This is a genomic window from Elusimicrobiota bacterium (genome assembly GCA_041660925.1).
In the GTDB taxonomy this organism is placed as follows: Bacteria; Elusimicrobiota; Elusimicrobia; order UBA1565; family UBA1565; genus JBAZUV01.
Genome location: JBAZVI010000008.1, coordinates 1 through 20,468, shown reverse-complemented (window position 1 = coordinate 20,468; position 20,468 = coordinate 1). Strand labels below are relative to the sequence as shown.

Sequence of the window (20,468 nt, the reverse complement as noted above, 5' to 3'; positions counted from 1 at the left end):
GAAGGGAACTTTAAAAAGGGGTGTACTAGAACCATGGCAAACGCTCAGTTCATGAAGCCGTTGACGCCGTCCGCCGACCTCGCCGCGATCGTGGGTGCGAAGCCGCTCCCGCGCACCGAGGTGGTCAAGAAGCTCTGGGACTACATCAAGAAGAACGGTCTCCAGGACAAGGTCAACAAGCGCAACATCAACGCGGACGAGAAGCTCCTGAAGGTCTTCGGTGGGAAGAAGCAGGTCTCCATGTTCGAGATGACCGGCCTCGTCTCCAAGCACCTGAAGTAAGCTTCGCGCAAAAAGAAGCCCCCCGCGCCTCGCGCGGGGGGCTTTTCTTTTCCCTTTCAGCGCTTGCCGAGGTCGTAGCGGCTGGGGCCCGAGAGGCGCTCGTACTCCTTCGCCAGGGCCTCGGCCTTGGCCGCGTCCTTGCGGCGCAGCGCCAGCTGGAGACGCACCCTGAGCGCGGGCACGAAGGTGGGCTCCAGCTCCGCCGCCCGGTCGAGGAGGCGCTCCGCCTCCAGGGCCAGGGAGGAGTCGCCTTCGGCGGCGCTCCAGAGCAGGGCGTAGGCCTTGAGTTCGAGCGCCCGGGAGTCGTTGGGACGGGCCGCGGCCGCGCCGTCGGCCGCTCTTCGGATCCTTTCGAGCAGGGGAAGGCGCCGGGAGCGGTCCGTGAAGGAGCGCGCGAGGCCGTAGAGGTGCATGCAGTAGTCCCAGCGGTACTGCCCTTCCCAGGGGTTCAGGCGCAGGGCGCGCTCATAGGCCGCGGAGGCCGCCTCCACGCGGCCGGAGGCCTGCGCCGCATGGGCGGCGCGGTAGGAGGCGTCGGCCAGGGCGAGGCGGGAGCAGAGGATGAGCGCCCCTGCGCAGGCCAGCGCGAGGGGCAGGGCGAGGAGGCGTCGGCCGGTCGGGCCCGCTTCGTCCTTCGGTCGCGCGCAGAGCAGCCCGGCGAAGAGGGCCGCCAGCAGGAGCGTCGCGCTCGAGCAGGGGTCGAACTTGAGCTGGACGAAGAGACCGAGGAGGCCCGCGGCCATGGCGCCGACCAGGGGGCGCCGTTCGGGGCTCGCGGAGAGCCGGCGGCGCCTCGCGGCGAGCGCCAGCGCCCCCAGGAGCGCCAGGTAGGCCGCCGTCCCGGCGAGGCCCGTGGTCGCCAGGGCGTGGAGGAGGTCGTCGTGGACGTGGACCTGCTCGCGCACGGGGCCGTAGAGGGCGAAGAGGCCCTCGCCCTTGTGCAGGCGCAGGGCGTGGATGAAGGACTCCGGGCCCCAGCCCAGCAGCGGGCGCTCGAGAAACGAGGTCCAGGCGGTCTTCCAGACCTGCACGCGCACGGCGTCGTCGAAGCCCCGCCCCTTCACCTGGGAGAGGAAGACGACGGCCGCGGCCGCCGCGGCCCCGAGGAGGAGGACAGCGATCCGCGCGCGCCGGCGGTCCTTCGCCTCGAGGAGGAGCCAGAGCGCGACGGCGGCCGCCGCGCCGAGCCAGGCCGCGCGCGACTGGGTGAGGAGGAGGCCGCAGAGGACGAGCGGACCCGCGGTCCAGGCGAGCGCCCGGTCGAGCGGTTTCCCGGCGCGGGAGAGCGCGAGGGGGAGCGGAGAGAGGAGCGCCAGGTGGGCCCCGAGCATCACCGGGGTCGCGAGCGTCGCATAGCTTCGTCCGATCGGGGGCTCGGGGAAGCCCGCGAAGGGCTCGAGCCCGGCGCGCTGGAGGAGGGCATGGAGCCCGAGCAGGGCGCCCGAGGCGAGCGCGGCGCGCGCCAGGACGCGCGGGGCGTCGTCGTCCGAGGCCCAGGCCGCGGACAGGGCCGCCGCGGCGTAGAGCCCGAGCTCGAGGGCGCCGAGCGCGTAGTGGCCGTGCCGGCCGAGGAGACTTCCCCAGGGGTCGACCGAGCGCGCGCTCGAGAGGAGCAGGGCCGCCGCCGCGGCGAGGAGCGGGAGGTCGAGGGCCGTCCTCCGGGCCCCGGCGCCGCGCGCCGCGCCCAGGGCGAGGAGGAGGGCGCAGGCCGCGAGCGCGAGGAGCTTGGGGAGCGCGGCGGCGTCCTCGAGCCCGCGCGCGAAGACGAGCGGGGGGAGGAAGGCCGCCGCGGCCAGGGACATCGCGAAGAGGGAGACTCCCGTCTGGGCGGGGGAGTCTCCCTCTTCGCGTCTCGTCTTGGCCTTGGAGGATTTCATGAGCGAGGATGATTCACGCACTCCCCGTGCCGCCGGTGTGCGCGCGCCGGCGGCACGTGAATCCTACACACTTTGGGGGCTCCGGAGGAATTGGTATCGTATGTGCCGATGAAGCTCGGCACGCTGCTCGGCCTGGTCGTCTGCAACCTCATCTGGTCGGCGAACCCGACCATGGCGAAGTTCGTCATGAAGAGCGTCTCCCCGGCGCACGCCGTCTGGCTGCGCTACGCGAGCGCGCTCGCGGCCTACGCGCTCGCCGTGCCGCTGCTGCGCGCCTTCTACGGAGGGCGGCGCTTCGCCGGGCCGATGTTCGTGCGCGGCGGCTCCGGCCCGGACCGCGCCTGGATCCTCGCGTTGGGCCTGCTCACCTTCGTGCTCTCGCCGCTGCTGCAGATGTCGGGGCTCTCGGTCTCCCGCGCGGTCGACGGCGCGCTCGTGGTGGCCATGGAGCCCCTCATCGCGGTGCTCTTCGCGGCGGTCCTCCTGCGCGAGCCGCTCGGGCCCCGCCATCTCCTCGGCTTCGCGCTCGCCCTCACCGGCTTCTCCCTCCTCTCGGGCCTCACCCCTCAGCGCATGCTGACGGGCTTCGACGCCCACGCGTTCGGGAACCTCCTCCTGCTCCTCTCGCTGGCGGGCGAGGGCGCCTACTCCGCCGTGGGGCGCAAGCTGGTCTCCCGCCATCCGCCGGGGGCGCTCTTCGCCAGCGCGCTGCTCATCGGGGTCCTCGTGCTCACCGCCGTCATCTTCCTCCGCTCCGGCCCTCCGCCGTTCTCGGCGCTCGGGACCTCGGGGGTCCTCGCGGTGCTCTGGCTGGGGCCGCTCGGAACCGCCTTCGGCTACCTCTATTGGATGGCGGCCCTGCGGGAGGCGCCGGTGGCGAGCGTGGCCCTCACGCTCTTCATCCAGCCCGTGATGGGGACCGTCTGGGGCCGGATCTTCCTCGACGAGCGCCTGACGCTCGTGCAGGGTGCGGGAGCCCTGCTCATCCTCCTCTCGCTCGCCTCCGAAGTCCTCTTCGACCGCGCGTCCGTCCGCGACGCGGCCCCCACCGTTTAGGGGACCCCCAAAGGGCCTATCCCGAGGGGCCCCCTTGGACCCAGTCCAAAGGCCCCGAATCGGGGCTATCCTCAGGGTAGATGATCTCCCTCGCGGTCCTGCTCGCCGCGGCGGTCCCCGCGTGCTTTGCGGAGGACCGGCCGGCGCCCGCCCTCCCGGCGGCCGCCGCCGGCCTGTCCGCCCCGCTCGACGCCGGGCGGCTGGGGGGACTCTTCGACGGCAGCGCGGCCAAGGGCGACGCCGACGCGGTCCCGGCGGGAGGAGTCCCCGAGGTCCAGGGGAGCCCGATCCCGAAGGACGATCCGGCGCTCCTCGAGGACCTCTCCAAGCGCGCCTTCCTCTTCTTCCAGGAACAGTCCGATCCGAAGACGGGTCTCGTCGCCGATCGCGCCGCCGCCAGCGGGGCGGCTCCCGCGGGCCGCATGGTCGCGAGCATGGCGGCCACGGGCTTCGGCCTGAGCGCGTACTGCTCGGCGGCGGAGCGCGGCTGGGCGCCGCGCGAGGCCCTCGTCGCCCGGACGAAGGCGACCCTGCGCTTCCTGGCCCGGGAGAGCCCGCACAAGAACGGTTGGTTCTACCACTTCATCCACGCCGACGACGGCAGCCGGGCCTGGGACAGCGAGGTCTCCTCCATCGACACCGCGCTCCTGCTCGGGGGCGTCCTCACCGTGCGGCAGTGCTTCGGCGACGACCCGGAGGTCGCCGCGCTCGCCTCCGAGATCTACGAGCGCGTGGACTTCCCCTGGATGCTCGACGGCGATAAGGCGCAGTTCTCGCACGGCTGGACCCCGGAGAAAGGCTTCATCCGCTACCGCTGGGACACCTACGCCGAGGAGTCGCTGCTCCTGGTGCTCGGCATGGGCTCGCGCACCCACCCGGTGGGGCGCGAGGTCTGGGACGGCATCCGGCGCGACCGCATGTCCTATGCGGGGCATGACTACATCGCGGGCGCGAGCCCGCTCTTCACCCACCAGTTCTCGCAGGCCTGGCTCGACCTGAGGGGCATGCGCGACGGGCACGGCATCGACTACTACCGGAACTCGGTCGAGGCCACGCGCGCCCACAAGCAGTACTGCCTCGACCTCGGCAAGCAGTTCCCCGCGTACTCCGGGGACGTCTGGGGCCTCTCGGCCTCCGACAGCGAGCACGGCTACCGCGCATGGGGCGGTCCGCCCGCGGGGCCGGACATGGACGGCACCGTGGTCCCCAACGCGGCCGGCGGCTCGCTCATGTTCACGCCGGACATCTCCATCCCGGCCATCCGCGCCATGCGCGAGAAATACGGCGACAAGACCTATGGCCGCTACGGCTTCGTGGACGCCTTCAACCCGCAGACCGGCTGGGTGGACCCGGACGTCCTCGGCATCGACCAGGGCATCATGCTGCTGAGCGCGGAGAACCTGCGTTCCGGCGGCGTCTGGAAGTGGTTCATGAAGAACCCCGAGGTCGCGGCCGCCCTCGCGAAGGCCGGCTTCAAGCCGTCGGGCCGGGAATCCTCAACGGGGATTCCCGGGTCGTCTCGCTGAGCAAACCCACTTGAAAAATACGGCCTCCGCGCTTTTCCGCGCGTGAGGCCGTATTTTTCAGGGTTGTTCGAGGAGACGGTAGAGCCGCGCCGCCCGGCGGCGGACCTTGGGCGACCTCATCGGCTCGATGCGCAGGGCTTCCTTCCCCTCTCCCACGACGATGGCGTAGGGCAGACGCAGCTTCCCCGTCAGATGCTGGAAGACGACGAGCTCGGCCGCGTCCTCGGCCCAGGTCCGGCTGCCGTAGAGGGACGCGAACGGCGAGCCCGCGAAGCCCCGATAGAGGCGCGGCGCCTGGGAGGGCGCGATGAGCGGGGGGGAGAAGCCGTAGAAGCGCAGGTCCTTGCGCAGGGGGAAGTCGGCGTCGGGGCGCGGCCGGTCGTGGCGGGCCCAGACGTCCCAGGAGTCCTTGAGACTCCTCCCCTCGGGGAAGGCGTGGACGATGAACGGCTCGACCCAGGGCGTGAGGCCGCGGATGTAATCGCAGGCGTGCGCCCCCTCGTGGAGCAGCGAGTAGAGGATGCCGCGCTCGTCGCCTGAGCCCGTCTCGACGCGCAGGGGGAGCTTTCCCGTGAAGACCGAGGCCTCCCGCTCCCGGAGGGTCTCGGAGAGCGGGCGCTCGAAGCCCGCGGGGTTGAGCACGATGTAGGCGTGGCGCGCGCTCGAGCCGTCGTAGACCCACGAGGTGAGGCCGTTGCCCATGAGCCCTTTCACGAAGTAGACGCCGACGAGGCCCTCCGTGAAGGTCCGGCGCATCCCCGCCGGCAGGCCCTCGAGGTAGCCGAGGAAGAGCGTCCGTTCGGCGGGGGTGAGCGTGTAGGCCTTGTAGTCGGGGCGGCCGTCCATCTCCCGCAGGGTCTTGAGGAGGAAGTAGGGGCAGACCCCTACGCGGTCGGCGAGCGGGCGGCGCGCGTCGAATTGATAGTGCGCGAGCTTCGCCGCCGGCGCCGTGAGCAGCTTGCGGATCTCCGCGGGTGAGAACGCGGGCTCGGCCGCCTGCGCGCGCGGCGGCGCGGCCCCGAGAGCGCAAGCCAGCAACAGGGCGGCGCGCAGGCAGTTCTCCGCTCGCGCCGCCCTCGGCGCGCTATGGCCCGCGACGGCGCGCATGTCTTTCTCCGCTCGCGCCGCCCTCGGCGCGCTATGGCCCGCGACGAGGGCCGATAGTAAAGCGCGCATCAGCAGGCGAAGCGCCCCTTCTCGTAGACGAGGACGCGCTTCCCGCCGGTCGTGACCGCGCTGACCCGCTTGTCCTCGGTGTTGACGAGGTCCCAGTGGAGCGCCGACTCGTTGTAGCCCAGGCGCGTCTTGAGCGCCTTCGTGAGCCGCGCGGGGTCCCCGTCGAAGGTGTCGCTGTAGGAGTTCCCCACGGCGACGTGGCAGTTCCCGTGGCGCCCGCCGAAGTTCTCGTCGAAGAGCGTGTCGGCCATGAAGCGGTCGATGCGCGAGAAGCGCACATCCGTCAGCGAGAACTCCCCGAGGCGTCCCGCCCCGGGATCGGTGGCGAGCGTCTTGCGCACAAAATCCTCGCCCTGCTTCGCCGACACCTTCGCCGCCGAGCCGTTCTTGAACTCGATGCGGACGCCTTTCACGTAGTTTCCGTTGCGGAAGGAGGGCAGGTCCGAATAGTAGACGCCCCGGGTCCCGCGCCAGTCGGGGGAGGTGAACACCTCGAAGGAGGGGATGTTGTGTCCGCTGATTCCCAGGAAGCGGCGGCGCTCCCCGAGCTTCACCTCGAGGTCCATGGAGCGGCTCTCGACGCGCAGGGTCCGGATCTTGAGGCTCTGGAGCCACTTCTTGATCCCCATCACGTCCCGGTGGATGTCCCGCCAGCGCTTCGCCGGGTCCTTGTCGTCGAGGAAGCAGGCCTTCACGACCTGCTCCGCGTAGGCCTTCAGCGTGAGCCCGGCCTGCCGCGCGAGCTCCTCGGTCGGGTAGGTGCACAGCGTCCAGCCGAAGCGGCCCTTCTCCTCGCTGCGGTCGAAGATGTCGCGGTAGGGCTTGCGGGCGAGCGTCGTCTCCTTGATGCGCCCGGCGTCCACGCTCTTGAGGTGCGTCAGCGAGGCCGGGCCGCGCAGCGCGATGAGGCCCTGGAGGGACTCGAAGAGCTCCTTCTCCCCGCCGGGGACGAAGCGGCGCTGCTCGGAGCCGCCGAGGGTGAAGAAGTCCTTCTCCATGGCGGGCGTGGGCTGCAGGCGCAGGACGGGGTTCCAGCCGCGCTCGAGCGTCTTGCGGTGCACGGCCTCGGCGAGGGGCAGCGCGGAGACGTCGAAGCGGATGAGGACGCTCTCTCCCTTGCGGAAGGAGGGGCGGGCGGTGGTGATGCCCCAGAGGAGCGTGTCGGCGTAGCGTTCGAGCTGAGCGGGGGTGAAGATCATGTTCCCTCCAGGCGGGATCTTCGCGTATGATACTCGAAAACGACCCGGAATTCCCTCGTCTTCGGGTGTGGTATAATGAGTCGAGTCGGGCGGGATGGAGACTCTTGCGGCGCATGGATCCGGGCGCGCCGAGCCGGCAGAGTATCTATGGAACGAAACCCATCCCGACGCACCCTCTCCGTCCTCGTCTCCGCTCTTCTCGTCTGCGCCGCTTTCCTCGTCGTCCTCCCGGCGCAGCCCGTCGTCACCGGGGCGCCCCTCCTCGACGCCCGCCTGCGCCTGAGCACCGAGGAGCGCCTCACCATCGGGGAGTCGGGCATCGACGCGCCCGTGACCTTCCACCTGAGCAAGGACGAGCCCGAGGACTTCCTGCCCATCGAGCCGGAGCCGCAGGACTTCTCCGACATGCGCATCTGGCAGATCCGCATCAGCGCCTCGGACGGGCGCAAGGTGGCGCACATCCAGGGCCGCGGGGTCCCCGAGTCCTCGCGCTTCCCCTGGTCGCGCCTCGACGAGAAGGGCGAGGCCCTGCCCGACGGCTTCTATCAGGCCCAGTTCGTGTGGCTCGACGCGGGGGGGCGCCTGCACCGCACGCCGAACACGACGGTGAGCGTCTTCACGCCGCTGACGATCCGCGCGCTCTTGGCGGCGGGGCTCGGGCTGCGCTACACCGACGAGGGGCTCGTCCTTCGCATCCTCGAGGTGAACATCTTCCCGCCCGGCCGCGCCGAGCTCGCGCCCGCGGCCCTGCCGATGCTCGGAGAGATCGTGACCTTCCTGCGCGGGCGGCCCGCCAACCGCGTCGTCGTGCGCGGGCACACCGACTCGAGCGGCTCGGCCGCGCGCAACCTCGAGCTCTCGCGGCGCAGGGCCTTCCTCGTCTACCGGCACCTCGTCGACAACGGCATCGACCCCGCGCGCCTGAGCTACGAAGGCCTCGGCTCCACCCGCCCGCTCGCCTCCGAGGAGACGGCCGACGGACGCGCCCAGAACCGGCGCGTCGAGGTCGTCGTCCTTAAACGTTCTTAGTACGACCTGAAAAATCCGTCGCCCACGATCGTGGATCGTCGTCCGAAAGGACGGGCGCCGGATTTTTCAGGTCAGTTGGGGGAACGCCGCCGGCGCAGGTCCTGAAGCCGGAGGCAATAGCAGACGAGGCAGGGGCAGGTCTTCGGGTGGTCGTCGACGGTCGGCGGGGCGTCATGCACGGACATGAGAGACTCCTCGGACGGAGGCGTTCCTCGGCGCGGATTCGGATGTTAGCAGATGCCCCGAAAATCGACATGGGGCTAAAGGCCCGCCTCGGGGGAGGGCCCTATCTTAGAGGCGTGTAGTAGTCGTCCGGCGCGGGGCCCATCGTGTTGACGAGCTCGCCGACCTTCTCGATGCGGCAGCGCACCACGCTGCCGGGCTCCAGCAGCTTCCCCTGCGGGAAGCCCACCCCCGAGGGGGTGCCGGTGGCGATGACGTCGCCGGGCTCGAGGGTCATGAGCCGGCTGCAGAAGGCGACGAGCTCGTAGACGTCGAAGATCATCGCGGCGGTCGTCTCGTCCTGGCGCTTTTCCGGGCCCACCCAGAGCTCGAGGCGCAGGTCCCGCGGGTCACCGACCTCGTCGGCGGTGGCGACCCAGGGCCCGAGCGGGCAGAAGCCGTCGGCCCACTTGCCGTGCAGCCAGTCGAAGAAGTCGTCCTTGGGCCGCTTCTCGCGGCCCTCGGCGTGCGTCACGCTGCGCGCGGAGACGTCGTTGGCGACCGTGTAGCCGGCGACGCAGGCGCGCGCCGTCTCGGGCGTGAGGTCCTTGCAGCGCGCGCCGATGACGGCGGCGAGCTCGACCTCGTAGTCGATCTGGCGGCTGAAGCCCGGCCAGGGGACCGTCTCGCCGGGGCCCAGGACGCAGGTGGAGGGCATGAGGAAGGGGCGCGGGGTCGTGCGCGCCTTCGGGTCGGCCGGCAGGGAGTGCCCGCGGTGGAACTCCTTGTGATGCTCGACGTAGTTGACGGCGAGGCCGATGAGCTTGGGCGGCCGGGGGAGCGGCGAGAGGAGCGTCACCTCCGAGAAGGGGATGCGGGCGGCCTCCCCGCGCAGGAGCTCCTTGAGCATCTCATGGCAGAGCGGCCCGCCCTCGAGCGCCGCGAGCACGCTCGCGGGGCCCTCGGGCCAGACGGAGCGCACGTCGAGGACGCCGCGCTCGTCGGCCGCGCCGAAGAAGGTCCGCCCTCCGCACCGCGCCATGAGCAGCTTCATCCATCCCTCCGGAGCAGGCGGCCGGCGCGCACGCGCAGGTTGTCGCGGACGATGTTCCAGAAGCGGCCCTTCTCCCAGGCCATGCGCACGAACTTGGTGGCCGCGTTCTTCGGGACGTGCGGCGCGCGCGTCCGCTCGACGAGCGAAAGGGCGTCCTTGCGGCAGGCGCGCAGGCAGGCGCCGCAGCCGAGGCAGAGTCCGTCGTTGACGCGCGCCTTCGCGCCCTTCTCCGCGCGCACGGCGCCGATCTGGCAGAGCTTCGCGCACGCGCCGCAGGCCGCGCAGCGCTCCTCGTCGACTCGGGCGAGCACGGGGGAGGGGTGGAGCGCGTGGGGGAGCCCCTTGCGCACCCCGGTCAGGAATCCGCAGCAGCAGCCGCAGCAGTTGCAGATGAAGCTGGGCTCCTCGCGCACGTTGTCGGTGACGTGGATGAGGCCTTTCTCCCCGAGCGAGCGGATGAGCGCGAGGAGCTCGTCGGCCTCCGCGCGGCGGCCGAAGCCGCGGCGCACCACGAAGTCGGCGGCCCGGCCGAGGCTCATGCAGGTGCCCTCGTGCGAGGCGAGGCGGCAGCTCCGGCCCAGAAGCTGCTCCTTGTGGCGGCAGTAGCAGGTCTGCACCGCGCCGTAGCCCGCCGCGCGCACCACCTTCTCGACCTGGGCGTAGGTGGCCACCCGCGAGGTCACGGGGATGTCGGCCCCCACGAGCGTGCGGGCCAGCGGCGTCTTCGAGCCGAAGACCTCGTTCCAGAAGCGCTCCTCGTCGTGGCAGCGCTCGAGGATGCGCGCGATGCGCTCGAGCGGGATGCCGGCGTGGAGCTTCATGAGACTGAACTCCACGAGCCCGACGACGGAGGGGGTGAGGAGCCAGTAGGTCTTCCCTCCGAGGGGGAAGTCGAGCGCCGCGCCCTTCTCCCCGAGGGCCTCGAGGACGCGCTCGACGCGCTCCTTCGGCCACTTCACCCGCCGGGCCAGCTCCCCGGGGGTGCTCTCGCAGAGGGGGAAGACGGCGGCGAGCTCGGCCTCCTCCGCGCTCAGGAAGAGCGCGAGGAGCTCGCGCACATCCGGCGTGTCCGGCAGTCCGACCGGATAGGCGTCGAGCCGCGCGATGAGCCGGACCAGAGTGTCCGGGTCCGGGACGCCGGCCCCGGACACTCTCGCCGGGGAGTTCTTTTCAGTCATGGAGCAGACCCAGCAGGAGATTCCCCCTCTGGGGAAATCTCCTGCTAGTCTCCGAAGCTGACGCCGAGCGCCCGGCCGGTCTGGACGAGGTCGCCGTCGATGGGGACGGTGCGCAGGCGGCCGATGGCCTCGGTGATGAGCACGTCCACCGTCGTCGGCGGGCGCAGGGCCACCATGCGTCCGAAGCGCTTCTCCGCGATGAGGTCCACGGCGTGCGCGCCGAAGCGCGTGCAGAGCAGGCGGTCGAAGCTCGTCGGCCCGCCGCCGCGCTGGAGGTGCCCGAGCACGCAGACGCGGGTCTCCTTGCCGGTGCGCTTCTCGATCTCGGAGGCGACGAGGGCGCCGATGCCGCCCAGGCGCACCTCGCGGTCGGCCGCCTCGCCCTGGGTGACGAGCTCGCCGCCCTTGAGCTTGGCGCCCTCGGCGACGACGACGAGGGTGAAGCGCTTGCCCGAGCGCTCGCGTTCGTGGATCTTCGCGCAGACCTTCTCGAAGGTGAACGGGATCTCCGGGATGAGGATGACGTCGCCGCCGCCCGAGATGCCGGCCGAGGCGGCGATCCAGCCCGCGTGGCGGCCCATGACCTCGAGCACCATGACGCGGTTGTGGCTCTCGGCCGTGGTGTGGAGGCGGTCGAGCGCGTCGGTGGCGGTGGCCACGGCCGAGTCGAAGCCGAAGGTCGCGACCGTGCACTCGAGGTCGTTGTCGATGGTCTTGGGGACGCCCACGACGGGGACGCCCTTCTCGAAGAGCTGCTGGGCGATGGTCAGCGAGCCGTCGCCGCCCACGCAGACGAGGCCGATGAGCCCGAGCGTCTTCACGTTCGCGCAGGCCTCGGCCAGGATCGCGTCGGAGATCATGTGGGTCTCGCCCTTGCCGGTCTTCGCGGCGAAGCGGCCGCGGTTGGAGGTGCCGAGGATGGTCCCGCCGGTGACGAGCATGCCGCCCATGTCGTGGTAGTCGAGCGCCATGGTGTGCACGGGGCTCAGGAGGCCTTCGTAGCCGCCCTTAAATCCGATCGTGCGCCAGCCGCGGTAGCGCGCGGCCTTCACGACCGCGCGGATGACCGCGTTGAGGCCGGGGCAGTCGCCGCCGCCCGTCAAAATGCCGATCGCCGGTCTATTCTCCATCGTTCTCTCCCTGGAGCGGTTCCGCCTTGAGGCGGCCGCCCTCTTTGATGAGGACTTCGACGCGGTGCTTGACCTGTTCCAGCCGGCGGCTCAGCTCGCCGGAGAGCCGCACGCCGTCCTCGAAGAGCTTCAGCGAGTCCTCGAGGCCCTTCTCGCCGGTCTCGAGCTGTCGGACGACCTCTTCGAGCCGGTCGAGGCCCTTCTCGAAATTCTCCGTCCCTTCCTTCTTGGCGGGCTTCATGCTTTGACCTCCGCGGGGAACTCCCCGTCGTGGACCTTCACGCGGATGCGGTCGCCGGGGGCGACCTCCGCGGCGCGGCGGACGGCGCGGCCGTCGGCGCGCAGGGCGATGGCGTAGCCCCGCGAGAGCACGGCGAGCGGGCTGAGCGCGTTGAGGCGTCCGGCCTGCAGCGCCAGGTCCTTGCCGGCGTGCGAGAGGCGCGTCTGGACGGCGCGCGTGAGAGCGAAGAGGTCGGCGCGGCCGAGGCGCTCCTCGAGGCGCTGGGCGAGGCCCCGCAGGCCGTTGGGGAGCCGCTCGGAAAGGCCGTCGAGGCGCTGGGCGGCCTCCTCGTAGAGGCGGCGCGGGTCGCGCAGGCGCGGGGAGGCGGCGAGGCGGCGCAGGCGCTCCTCGCGCTCGCGCACGAGCCCGGCCAGGGCCAGGCGCAGGCGCCGGCGCGCGTCCTCGAGCGTCGAGACGAGCGCGGCCTTCTCGGGGACGACGAGCTCGGCCGCGGCCGAAGGGGTCGGGGCGCGCAGGTCGGCGACGAAGTCGGCGATGGTGAAGTCGGTCTCGTGGCCCACGCAGGAGACCACGGGGATGACCGAGGCGGCGATGGCGCGGGCGACGGGCTCCTCGTTGAAGGCCCAGAGGTCCTCGAGCGAGCCGCCGCCGCGGCCGACGAGGAGCACCTCGGTGTCGGGGAACTGCTCGTTGAAGTCCTCGATGGCGCGCGCGATCTGGGCCGCGGCGCCCTCGCCCTGCACGGCCACGGGGATGAGCCGGATGTGGAGCCCCGTGAAGCGGCGCCGCAGGATCGTGAGCATGTCGCGCAGGGCCGCGCCCTGGCGCGAGGTCACCAGGCCGATGCGCTCGGGCATGGGGGGCAGCGGGCGCTTGCGGGCCGGGTCGAAGAGCCCTTCGGCCTCGAGCTTCTTCTTGAGCTGCTCGAAGGCGAGCTGGAGCGCGCCCATGGCCTTGGGGCGCAGCTCGGAGACGATGAGCTGGGTGCGCCCGGAGCCCGCGTAGTGGCTGACCCGCCCGCGCGCGAGCACCTCGAGCCCGTGCTCGAGTTTGAAGCGCACGCCGCCCGCGGCCCCGCGGAAGAGCACGGCGGGGAGCTGGGCCTCGGCGTCTTTTAAAGTGAAGTAGGTGTGCCCGGAGTCGTAGGTCTTGGGCATGGAGAGCTCGCCGGCCACCCAGACGTCGGGGAAGCCCGCCTCGAGGAGGTCGCGAAGACCCCGGCTGAGTTCCGTGACGGTCAACGGCTTGTCCGGGCCCGTGGACAAGGGCCCGGACGGGGAGCTCGAGAACGGCAGCTCGGCTTCGTCGGGGCGGCGGGGGCTCACTTGTTTTTGCTCCGCAGTTCCTTGAGGCGCTTGGCGATGCGGGCCTCGTCGCCCTCTTCGCCCGGCTCGTAGAACCGGATCGGCTTGGGCATGTACTCCTGCGGGGTCCAGCCTCCGGGGAAATCGTGGGGGTACTTGTAGCCCACCCCGTGGCCGCGCGACTTCGAGTCCATGTTCGCGTCGCGCAGGTGCAGCGGCACCTCGCGCACCGGGCCGTTCTTCACTTCCTGAAGGGCGGCGTCGACGGCCATGTACGCGGCGTTCGACTTGGGCGCGCAGGCGACGTAGGTGACGGCCTGGGCGAGCGGGATGCGGCACTCGGGCATGCCGAGGAACTCGACGGCCTGGAAGGCCGCCCCGGCCACGAGCAGGGCCCGGAAGTCCGCGTTGCCGACGTCCTCGCTCGCGCAGATGAGGAGGCGCCGCGCGATGAAGCGGGGGTCCTCGCCGGCCTCGAGCATCTTGGCCATCCAGTAGAGGGCCGCGTCGGGGTCCGAGCCGCGCATGGACTTGATGAAGGCGGAGATGTGGTCGTAGTGCTCGTCGGAGGAGCGGTCGTAGCGCACGGAGCGGCGCTGGATGGACTCCTCGGCCACCGCGAGGGTGACGCGGCGCTTGGCGTCCATGCCGAGCGGGGTGGTCAGCGCGGCGAGCTCGAGCGCGTTGAGCAGGCGCCGCGCGTCCCCGCCTGCGGTCGAGAGCAGGTGGGAGCGGGCGTCGTCGTCGAGCGCGAGCGCCATGGCGCCGAGCCCCCGCTCGGAGTCGGCCAGGGCCCGCTCGAGGATGAGGCCGAGGTCTTCGACCGGGTGCGGCTTGAACTCGAAGGCGGTAAATCGCGAGAGGAGGGCCGCGTTGACGTAGAAAGAGGGGTTCTCGGTCGTGAGCCCGATGAGGATGACGTCGCCGCGCTCGACGTAGGGGAGGAGCACGTCTTGCTGGGTGCGGTTGAAGTGGTGGATCTCGTCGACTAAGAGGAGGGTGCGGACCCCCGAGGAGAGCCGCATCTTCGCGGTCTCGACGGCCTTCTTCAGGTCCGCGACCCCGGCCGCGACGGCGTTGAGCTCGGCCATGACCGCCTTGCCGCGGGCCGCGATGACTCGCGCGAGCGCGGTCTTGCCGGTGGCGGGGGGGCCGTAGAAGAGCAGGGAGGAGACGCGGTCGGCCTCGATCAGGCGCCGCAGGAGCTTGCCCGGGCCGAGGATGTGGCCCTGGCCCACGAATTCGTCCAGGGTGCGCGGCGCCATGCGCGCCGCCAGCGGCCGGTCCTTGAGAGGGGTCTCCTCGACGAAGAGCCCGTTCAAGGGGCCTTCGCCCCCGTCGCCGTGTTGAGGAGGACGGACATCTCGTCGAACTTCTTCTTCTCGGCGCGGCCGAAGGTGTCCACCTGCTCGCGCATCTTGTGGATGTCGGCCGCGAACTCCATCGCCGCGAGGATGGCCAGCTTCGAGGAGTCCACGACGCCCGTGAGCTTCTGGATCTCCTTCATCCGCTCGTCCACCGTCTGGGCCAGCATCTGGATCTCCAGCGGCGTGAGCCCCTCCATCTCAATACTGAGCTTGCGCCGGAAGATCTCAACCGGTACTTTTTCGTTGATCATTGGGGGCTCCTACGAGGAGATTATGCCACTTTTGGAGGGCCCCCCTCGAGCTTCCTCACTGTCCTCCCCCACGGGGAGGGCAGGGTGGGGGCGAGCCCCTTTGTGTGCTAGGTAGCGGTAAAGGGATGGGACTCAGTTTCCTCTCCGGAGCGAGGGAACCGCGCTCCCCCTGGCCGATTACCGATCGGCCGGGCGAGCGCGGCGGCGACAGATGGTGGGCGGGGGGGGAATGAAGGGACTTCCACTGCTGGTCGAGATAGCCGCAGTGAACCGCCCCGGCGGGCGGGGGGGCGGTGGAGCCACTGGGAGGTGTGCGCGTCCCTAGCGCACACCTCCCAGTTCCAGACCCCACACCTGGTTAAATCGAACCTGCCGCCGCCAGACCCACGCCCTGATTGCTCACCGTTCTTTGGTGACTGCTCGATAGTATGCGCAAGACCGGAGTCCTACCTGATTACAGGACCTTTGACAGGGGAACCAGGCCCATTGTACTCACGTGCAGCATCGGGGGATGGAGTTACAATCGAACGGTCATGAATCTTTTTAGAGAGGCAGCCATGCGTATCCTTTCCCGAGCATCTTTTTTGAGCCTTTTAGCCGTACTTTTATCCCCGCATGCAGGTTTTGGTGCTCCCCGTGGAGCACGAGATTTTTCAATGGATTTCACCGCAATTCCCTGGCTTCACGCGGATAAGGTGTCCTTCGATGTCCCCTCTGTCGGAGGGGGCCGCGAGATATGGCCCCGCCGATTCTCCCGTCCTGAGTCTCCCTATCGGCTGGCGTACTACCAGGAAGACAATTTCGATCGAGTGATGAATGCCATGCGAGCGAATGACGGGGAATTTGCTTCAGTAATCCCGGGACTTGAGAAATTGAGTTCGCAAGGATGTCTTCATAGGGCGGAAGTAAGTTTCGGAGAATTGGTGATCGATGTGTATTTTGACCGTGTCGATCCAGCCCTCGGAGATATAATCACGATCAATAAACCCAGGATGTTCTTCATTTATGAACGAAGTCCTTCGGGGAGTGGAAGTTTTAGTGGAGGGGCCCTGATAGGACCTGAGGGCGAGCCGGAAAAGCCTGCAGATGAGGAAACGATGAAGGAGTTGTTTCAGTCGGTGAAAAAGATTTTCAATTTCATCTCGCCGAATGATCCGGAGTTCCAACGTAAGGGGCTGCTGCACTTCAAAGTATTTCCGGAAAGCCTATGAGTGTTTGCTACTGAGGCAGATATGACTATTCGATTTTTCGCGGGTATATATGTCATGGCTTGCATGCTCGGATGGGCGTTGCCCAGCATGGCTGCAGAGCCTGTTCCGGCCAGTGCCCTTGATTTGCGGATGAACACCCCGAAGGGCGCGGTCGCTGTCTCCACAGGGGGAAAGGCCGAGGTCGAGGTCAGCGTTTCCTCGTATCCCTTGGCCATGACCTTGCGGGTGTACAAGACCAAGATCAAGCCCGAGGAGTTCTTGGGATGTCAGATCATCCTTAAGAACGTCGGCAAGGAAGAGCTCCGCATCAGCGATTGGTTGTTTACAGAACCTTCACAGGCTCATTTGACGGAACAGGGCGATTTGAAGCATGGAATCTATTTCGAATTGATGAGGGCTGGGCGAGTGTTGAAGCAATCCACGTGCGACTTCTCTGATCTTATGCCGGATCGCGATCGAGGCGAGGCGCTTCTAAGAAGGGATATCGCTCAGGCTGCCGCGTCTCCGATCGTTCACCGGCTCACGCCGGGAGGCCAACTGACGGCGAGGCCGACCGCTGAAATGATCGAACAGCGTTCGATGCAGACGAAGAACCACTCATCGAATCCGGCCGATTTCTTCGATCTCTCGTCTTATTGCCTGACGGTCGCGCACAAGTACAAGTTGCGTCTGGTCTATGATTATTCCTGGCTGGGGAATTCTCTTTCAAAACGCAAGAGGTCTGCATCTGGAACCGCCGGCGCAGTTCTCATGAAGACCCCGTGGATCGATGTGGAGGTCGTTCCCTGATGCGCAGCGGATCGGTCCTGTTCTCATTCCTCATCTGCGGTCTTTGTACGCCTGCGCACGCGATTCGCAAACCAACTCCGGAAATGGAGCGCATTTACGATTCGCACATCGCCAAGATGCGCGGAGCGCAGGAAGAACTATTCAAAGCGAATCGGGAATTTGAAGCGGCAACGGATCCTTCAGTGAAAGGAGAGTACAAGCGAGCTGCTAAACGTCATTCCGATGAGATCGTCGCTGAATTCAACAAGGCCATTCATGTCGCGATGAAGGCCTATGGGATGGACGAGTATCGCCAAGAACAAGGGGTAGCGATCGATCCTCGTTCCAGCGCGTACAGGCAGCAGATACAGTTCACTCCAGTCTGCACGATTCCCCTCGCGCGATATGAGGTGCGAAAAGAATCAGAAGAGTTTAAAAAGAGGGGAATATCTGCAGCCAAGAATGGGGGTGAAATTTATGGAGAACATTACTCTGACGGGGCGAGTCTGATCCGTCCGGAAGCATTCATCCATGGAATGGGTTTTTTGGCTGCGACGATTCATCACGAGCATGTCCATTTTCTGAACAGCATCACGCCAGGCGCAGGTGATCGGATGGTCGGGGAAGAGGATGAGAAATCTGCCTTTGAGGCGACTCTGAAATCTGCCGATATATTCGGGCTGAAAGACATCAATTTGAATGCAGGAACAGACAAGCCTTTCTATTCTGCTCTTTCATTCGTGCAGAAGCGATTGGAGGAGGAGAGTTCACAGCTCGAAACGCGGTTCAAGGAATTGGAACGTCGGGGCTGCAAGCAGCCTCGGAACATGGACAGTGACTGTCGCCACATCGCTATCGGCGGGCTCGATGCGAATGGGAAATACCCATTGAAAATCGCGAACACTCCGGAGGAGTTTGCACAAATACGCGCCTTAGATGCGCAGGCGGAGAATGATGTCGCCAGTGAATTCATCGAACGCGAGATTGCGAAGAAGCTGTTGGCCCGGGCCCGTGAGCTCGGGAACACGATTTCTAATCGACAGGTAGAGTCGAGCAAGGATCGGGAGTTGGAGACTGCCCGGAACATTATGGGGAGCATCAACAAACTGGGGAAGAAGGTCACTGAAGCTCAACAGACGCAGCGACAGTTCCAGCAGGATGTTCGGGCGGCGGCGGACTCTTGCGGCTTTGATACGCTCGAACCTCAGAAGGGTCTTTTCCGACAAAAGGATACGGGGTTTCGATGGAGCCTGAGGTGGTACTCGGGTCTCGATCAGCAGACTCGTTTGGCGCAGATAAAAGTCGGCATGATGCTGGCGAATGCTTGCATGAACCGTGACCCGGGGATCTTTTCGTCTTCCTGCAATGACGGCATGGATGCTGTGGGCGAATATTGGGATCGCTTGAATCCCCAGCAGGATCTTACAACGGTTCTCTCTGAGGTGGGAGACTCGGATATGCGTGCCTGCGTTGAATATTTGATTTTCAAGATGAACCACGATGCCGGCAAGGGGCGTAATTCAAGCTACGGCGACATCAAGGGCCTTGTCCGGCAGTTCGAGTCGACTTATCATCCGAAGGAGTCTCCCTCCAGCAGCAGCGGCAGCAATAATGACTCTCCATCCGACGGAGGTGAGATCGATCGGGGGAACGACGGCAGCCGATGGGAGGGGCGGCCTATTCACTTGAAGACTTTGCCTGAGATCTTACGCAGGCTATGAAGCGCTCGCGCTCTGAGTCAGTCTCCGTGTAGAACGATTTCTATCAGAGAATCCCGCCCGCCTTCCCCGCTACAAGTGTGCTCCCGTTTCCCTATCTCCCCTTCCCGCGGGAGGGGGCTGGGGGAGGGGGGACCTCAGTTCACCTTGCCTGCGCCCGCCTCACTCCAACTATTCCAGTAAGTCCACTAAGTTGACCCCAGTCACCGTGGAGCTTCACGCTCCGGATCGTGTGCCAACCCGAGCAGGAGCCCGCAAGCCGCCCCCAACGCCATCTGGAGCAGCATGGCGAAGCCGAAATTGACGTCGCCGGAAAGATGCATGTCGCCTCCGGCGTAATCGAGCATGAGCGCCAAGGCGCCTACCCCGGCAAACAGGGAAGGGAGAGCTGTCCAGAAGAACACACGCCAAGGACGCCGTCCCTTCAGATGGATCGATGCCGCACGGCACACCCACGGCATAAGAAGCGACGAGAGCATCCACGCGCTCCCATCATTGAGCCAGCGATCCAATTTGTAGCGCCACCCGATCAGGATGAACACCCAGCCGATGAACGCGAGCATGCTGGAAAAGAGGAGCGTGGACCTGCCCGCAAGGCGCAGTCGCTGCAGCCAGCGTCGACGCCCCGGCAGCAGAGCGAAGATTCCGGCGGGCACATAGAACAGCAGCATCAACATCCAGACAAAGGGATCCCGGTAGACCAAGTGCGAGTCTCCGAGTTGTCGGTTGAATCCACGCAGGTAGAGACACAGGCTGTTGGATGCCGTCTCCGCCAGCCGCGTGAGCGGGATATCCTGTTTGTTCTCTCCCACCGTGAGGATGAAAATGTGCCTGTCGCTCTGCGTGTAGCGTTGAAAAAGCTGATACGGGGTAGAGATGGAAACCCAAAAAGTATCGGGCGGCCAAATGACGTCATCGGTCATTACCTCGTAACCCACTCCAGACCTGGCGAGTTCCTTATCTTTGGCGAGCTTTAGCTCTGCAAGCGACCCGATCCCCCCCGGCACATTCTTGGGGATGACCATGAGCTGCATCAACCGCATGCGCGTGAAGTTTTCGGGGACATACTCCTCAGGCCGGACTCGAATGAGCGGCGAGAGTAAGTTTTCGGAATCAACATTCCTTTGGTGAAAGCGAACGACCTCTATTTCACCATGGAGTTCTGCCTCCGCCGTGTAATCGAAATTAAACCGGAGCGTCTCCCCATAATGCCCGACGAAAACATTTTCCCACTTCTTCTTGTCGAGCGAGATCCCGCTTTTCACCGACTCAGAGAACGAAAAGGGAGGGGTGAGGAACAAGAAGATGAAAACGGAAACGGGCAGGAGTTTCTTCATGAGCGTCGTCTATTTCATCTCCAATCTTAAGACTGGGAAAGGATAAGGGTCCGAATTGGGCAATCTAAACCTCGTCGCTCCGCCGCGCCCTACAAATCCCGCCCGCCTCACTCCAACTATTCCAGTAAGTCCACTAAGTTGACCCCAGGCACCGCTACAGGTGTCCCTCCGTTTCCCTAACTCCCCTTCCCCGCGGGGAAGGGGTAAGGGGTAGGGGGAACCTAAAGCTCGCCTCGCCTGCGCCCGCCGGCTCAAGCCGATGTCATGCGCGCACTTACGGAAGACCCAGCTCAGCGGCCGTCATCTTCTTTGCGGAGATTTTTCCGTTCTCTCCTTGGAAGAATACAGTGAGTCCGTTGCTCTCGGGCAACCAGGCCGGGACGTATTCTAAAGCAGTCCACCCAGTCTGAAAGGGTTTCTGTGGTAATGGCAGCTGAGAGAGTTCTTTCCCTTCCGAATCCCAGACATGCAGCCTCGACGTCTCCCCGCCTTTCAGGCCACGGCCAGCTGTGAGTTCCTAAGATGAATCTCAGCATACTCTCGAGGCGTTAAGCCACCGAGAGAGCTGTGCGGCCGTTCGTCGTTGTAGTCTTTCCTCCACG

17 protein-coding genes and 1 pseudogene are annotated in these 20,468 nt (G+C 66.9%); 7 read left to right on the top strand and 11 right to left on the bottom strand.

The window, feature by feature from the left end:
- The first annotated feature begins 39 nt into the window (after positions 1–39).
- A pseudogene (locus WC969_11795) lies at positions 40–282 on the top strand (SWIB/MDM2 domain-containing protein).
- A 56-nt stretch (positions 283–338) separates the two neighbouring features.
- On the opposite strand, the gene WC969_11790 reads toward WC969_11795, so the two are convergent.
- Entirely contained in the window at positions 339–2,159 is a 1,821-nt protein-coding gene (locus WC969_11790) for an O-antigen ligase family protein (protein MFA6030528.1), read from the bottom strand.
- A gap of 108 nt (positions 2,160–2,267) precedes the next feature.
- On the opposite strand from WC969_11790, the gene WC969_11785 reads away from it, so the two are divergent.
- On the top strand, positions 2,268–3,215 hold the full coding sequence (locus WC969_11785; GenBank protein MFA6030527.1) for a DMT family transporter: 948 nt from the start codon (positions 2,268–2,270) through the stop codon (positions 3,213–3,215).
- Between the two features lie 80 nt (positions 3,216–3,295).
- Positions 3,296–4,741, top strand: a complete 1,446-nt coding sequence (locus tag WC969_11780) for a glucoamylase family protein (protein MFA6030526.1) — start codon at positions 3,296–3,298, stop codon at positions 4,739–4,741.
- A gap of 57 nt (positions 4,742–4,798) precedes the next feature.
- Here WC969_11780 and WC969_11775 read toward each other — a convergent pair whose 3' ends face one another.
- Together WC969_11775 and WC969_11770 are read right to left on the bottom strand one after the other, a co-directional pair.
- Complete coding sequence (locus WC969_11775; protein MFA6030525.1) at positions 4,799–5,848, bottom strand: hypothetical protein; 1,050 nt, start codon at positions 5,846–5,848, stop codon at positions 4,799–4,801.
- A gap of 68 nt (positions 5,849–5,916) precedes the next feature.
- The gene (locus WC969_11770) at positions 5,917–7,113 is read right to left on the bottom strand and encodes an aminopeptidase (protein ID MFA6030524.1); all 1,197 of its coding nucleotides are present in this window, start codon (positions 7,111–7,113) and stop codon (positions 5,917–5,919) included.
- A 150-nt stretch (positions 7,114–7,263) separates the two neighbouring features.
- Here WC969_11770 and WC969_11765 point away from each other — a divergent pair, with 150 nt between their 5' ends.
- Positions 7,264–8,145: an OmpA family protein gene (locus tag WC969_11765; protein MFA6030523.1), complete on the top strand. Its 882-nt coding sequence runs from the start codon at positions 7,264–7,266 to the stop codon at positions 8,143–8,145.
- A gap of 286 nt (positions 8,146–8,431) precedes the next feature.
- Here WC969_11765 and WC969_11760 read toward each other — a convergent pair whose 3' ends face one another.
- The 7 genes from WC969_11760 to WC969_11730 are packed head-to-tail and all read right to left on the bottom strand — an operon-like array spanning position 8,432 to position 14,832.
- A complete protein-coding gene (locus WC969_11760) occupies positions 8,432–9,361 on the bottom strand; it encodes a fumarylacetoacetate hydrolase family protein (protein MFA6030522.1) in 930 nt (309 codons plus the stop codon).
- Positions 9,358–10,539, bottom strand: a complete 1,182-nt coding sequence (locus WC969_11755; protein MFA6030521.1) for a 4Fe-4S binding protein — start codon at positions 10,537–10,539, stop codon at positions 9,358–9,360. The genes WC969_11760 and WC969_11755 overlap by 4 nt, the downstream gene beginning before the upstream one ends.
- Before the next feature lie 44 nt (positions 10,540–10,583).
- On the bottom strand, positions 10,584–11,669 hold the full coding sequence (locus tag WC969_11750) for an ATP-dependent 6-phosphofructokinase (protein MFA6030520.1): 1,086 nt from the start codon (positions 11,667–11,669) through the stop codon (positions 10,584–10,586).
- Entirely contained in the window at positions 11,659–11,910 is a 252-nt protein-coding gene (gene xseB, locus WC969_11745) for an exodeoxyribonuclease VII small subunit (protein ID MFA6030519.1), read from the bottom strand. Before xseB ends, WC969_11750 begins: the two co-directional genes overlap by 11 nt.
- On the bottom strand, positions 11,907–13,175 hold the full coding sequence (gene xseA, locus WC969_11740; protein ID MFA6030518.1) for an exodeoxyribonuclease VII large subunit: 1,269 nt from the start codon (positions 13,173–13,175) through the stop codon (positions 11,907–11,909). Before xseA ends, xseB begins: the two co-directional genes overlap by 4 nt.
- A 56-nt stretch (positions 13,176–13,231) precedes the next feature.
- The gene (locus tag WC969_11735; GenBank protein MFA6030517.1) at positions 13,232–14,479 is read right to left on the bottom strand and encodes a replication-associated recombination protein A; all 1,248 of its coding nucleotides are present in this window, start codon (positions 14,477–14,479) and stop codon (positions 13,232–13,234) included.
- A 53-nt stretch (positions 14,480–14,532) separates the two neighbouring features.
- Positions 14,533–14,832, bottom strand: coding sequence for a cell division protein ZapA (locus tag WC969_11730; protein ID MFA6030516.1), 300 nt, complete (start codon positions 14,830–14,832; stop codon positions 14,533–14,535).
- A 533-nt stretch (positions 14,833–15,365) separates the two neighbouring features.
- Here WC969_11730 and WC969_11725 point away from each other — a divergent pair.
- The 3 genes from WC969_11725 (at position 15,366) to WC969_11715 (ending at position 18,532) form a co-directional block, all read left to right on the top strand.
- A complete protein-coding gene (locus WC969_11725) occupies positions 15,366–16,043 on the top strand; it encodes a hypothetical protein (GenBank protein MFA6030515.1) in 678 nt (225 codons plus the stop codon).
- Positions 16,044–16,106: 63 nt separating this feature from the next.
- Complete coding sequence (locus WC969_11720; GenBank protein ID MFA6030514.1) at positions 16,107–16,832, top strand: hypothetical protein; 726 nt, start codon at positions 16,107–16,109, stop codon at positions 16,830–16,832.
- Positions 16,832–18,532, top strand: a complete 1,701-nt coding sequence (locus WC969_11715) for a hypothetical protein (protein MFA6030513.1) — start codon at positions 16,832–16,834, stop codon at positions 18,530–18,532. Before WC969_11720 ends, WC969_11715 begins: the two co-directional genes overlap by 1 nt.
- Before the next feature lie 200 nt (positions 18,533–18,732).
- On the opposite strand, the gene WC969_11710 is transcribed toward WC969_11715, so the two are convergent.
- Positions 18,733–19,866 carry a hypothetical protein gene (locus WC969_11710; GenBank protein MFA6030512.1) on the bottom strand — a complete coding sequence of 378 codons (1,134 nt, stop codon included), beginning with the start codon at positions 19,864–19,866 and terminating at the stop codon, positions 18,733–18,735.
- Between the last annotated feature and the right edge of the window lie 602 nt (positions 19,867–20,468).

Bases quoted from the DNA above. Each gene is read 5' to 3' on its own strand.
- WC969_11720 (MFA6030514.1), top strand. From the start codon at position 16,107: ATGCTCGGATGGGCGTTGCCCAGCATGGCTGCAGAGCCTGTTCCGGCC.
- WC969_11775 (MFA6030525.1), bottom strand. From the start codon at position 5,848: ATGCGCGCCGTCGCGGGCCATAGCGCGCCGAGGGCGGCGCGAGCGGAG.
- WC969_11725 (MFA6030515.1), top strand. From the start codon at position 15,366: ATGAATCTTTTTAGAGAGGCAGCCATGCGTATCCTTTCCCGAGCATCT.
- WC969_11760 (MFA6030522.1), bottom strand. From the start codon at position 9,361: ATGAAGCTGCTCATGGCGCGGTGCGGAGGGCGGACCTTCTTCGGCGCG.
- WC969_11730 (MFA6030516.1), bottom strand. From the start codon at position 14,832: ATGATCAACGAAAAAGTACCGGTTGAGATCTTCCGGCGCAAGCTCAGT.
- WC969_11755 (MFA6030521.1), bottom strand. From the start codon at position 10,539: ATGACTGAAAAGAACTCCCCGGCGAGAGTGTCCGGGGCCGGCGTCCCG.
- xseB (MFA6030519.1), bottom strand. From the start codon at position 11,910: ATGAAGCCCGCCAAGAAGGAAGGGACGGAGAATTTCGAGAAGGGCCTC.
- WC969_11750 (MFA6030520.1), bottom strand. From the start codon at position 11,669: ATGGAGAATAGACCGGCGATCGGCATTTTGACGGGCGGCGGCGACTGC.
- WC969_11715 (MFA6030513.1), top strand. From the start codon at position 16,832: ATGCGCAGCGGATCGGTCCTGTTCTCATTCCTCATCTGCGGTCTTTGT.
- WC969_11765 (MFA6030523.1), top strand. From the start codon at position 7,264: ATGGAACGAAACCCATCCCGACGCACCCTCTCCGTCCTCGTCTCCGCT.
- WC969_11780 (MFA6030526.1), top strand. From the start codon at position 3,296: ATGATCTCCCTCGCGGTCCTGCTCGCCGCGGCGGTCCCCGCGTGCTTT.
- WC969_11790 (MFA6030528.1), bottom strand. From the start codon at position 2,159: ATGAAATCCTCCAAGGCCAAGACGAGACGCGAAGAGGGAGACTCCCCC.
- WC969_11735 (MFA6030517.1), bottom strand. From the start codon at position 14,479: ATGGCGCCGCGCACCCTGGACGAATTCGTGGGCCAGGGCCACATCCTC.
- WC969_11785 (MFA6030527.1), top strand. From the start codon at position 2,268: ATGAAGCTCGGCACGCTGCTCGGCCTGGTCGTCTGCAACCTCATCTGG.
- WC969_11710 (MFA6030512.1), bottom strand. From the start codon at position 19,866: ATGAAGAAACTCCTGCCCGTTTCCGTTTTCATCTTCTTGTTCCTCACC.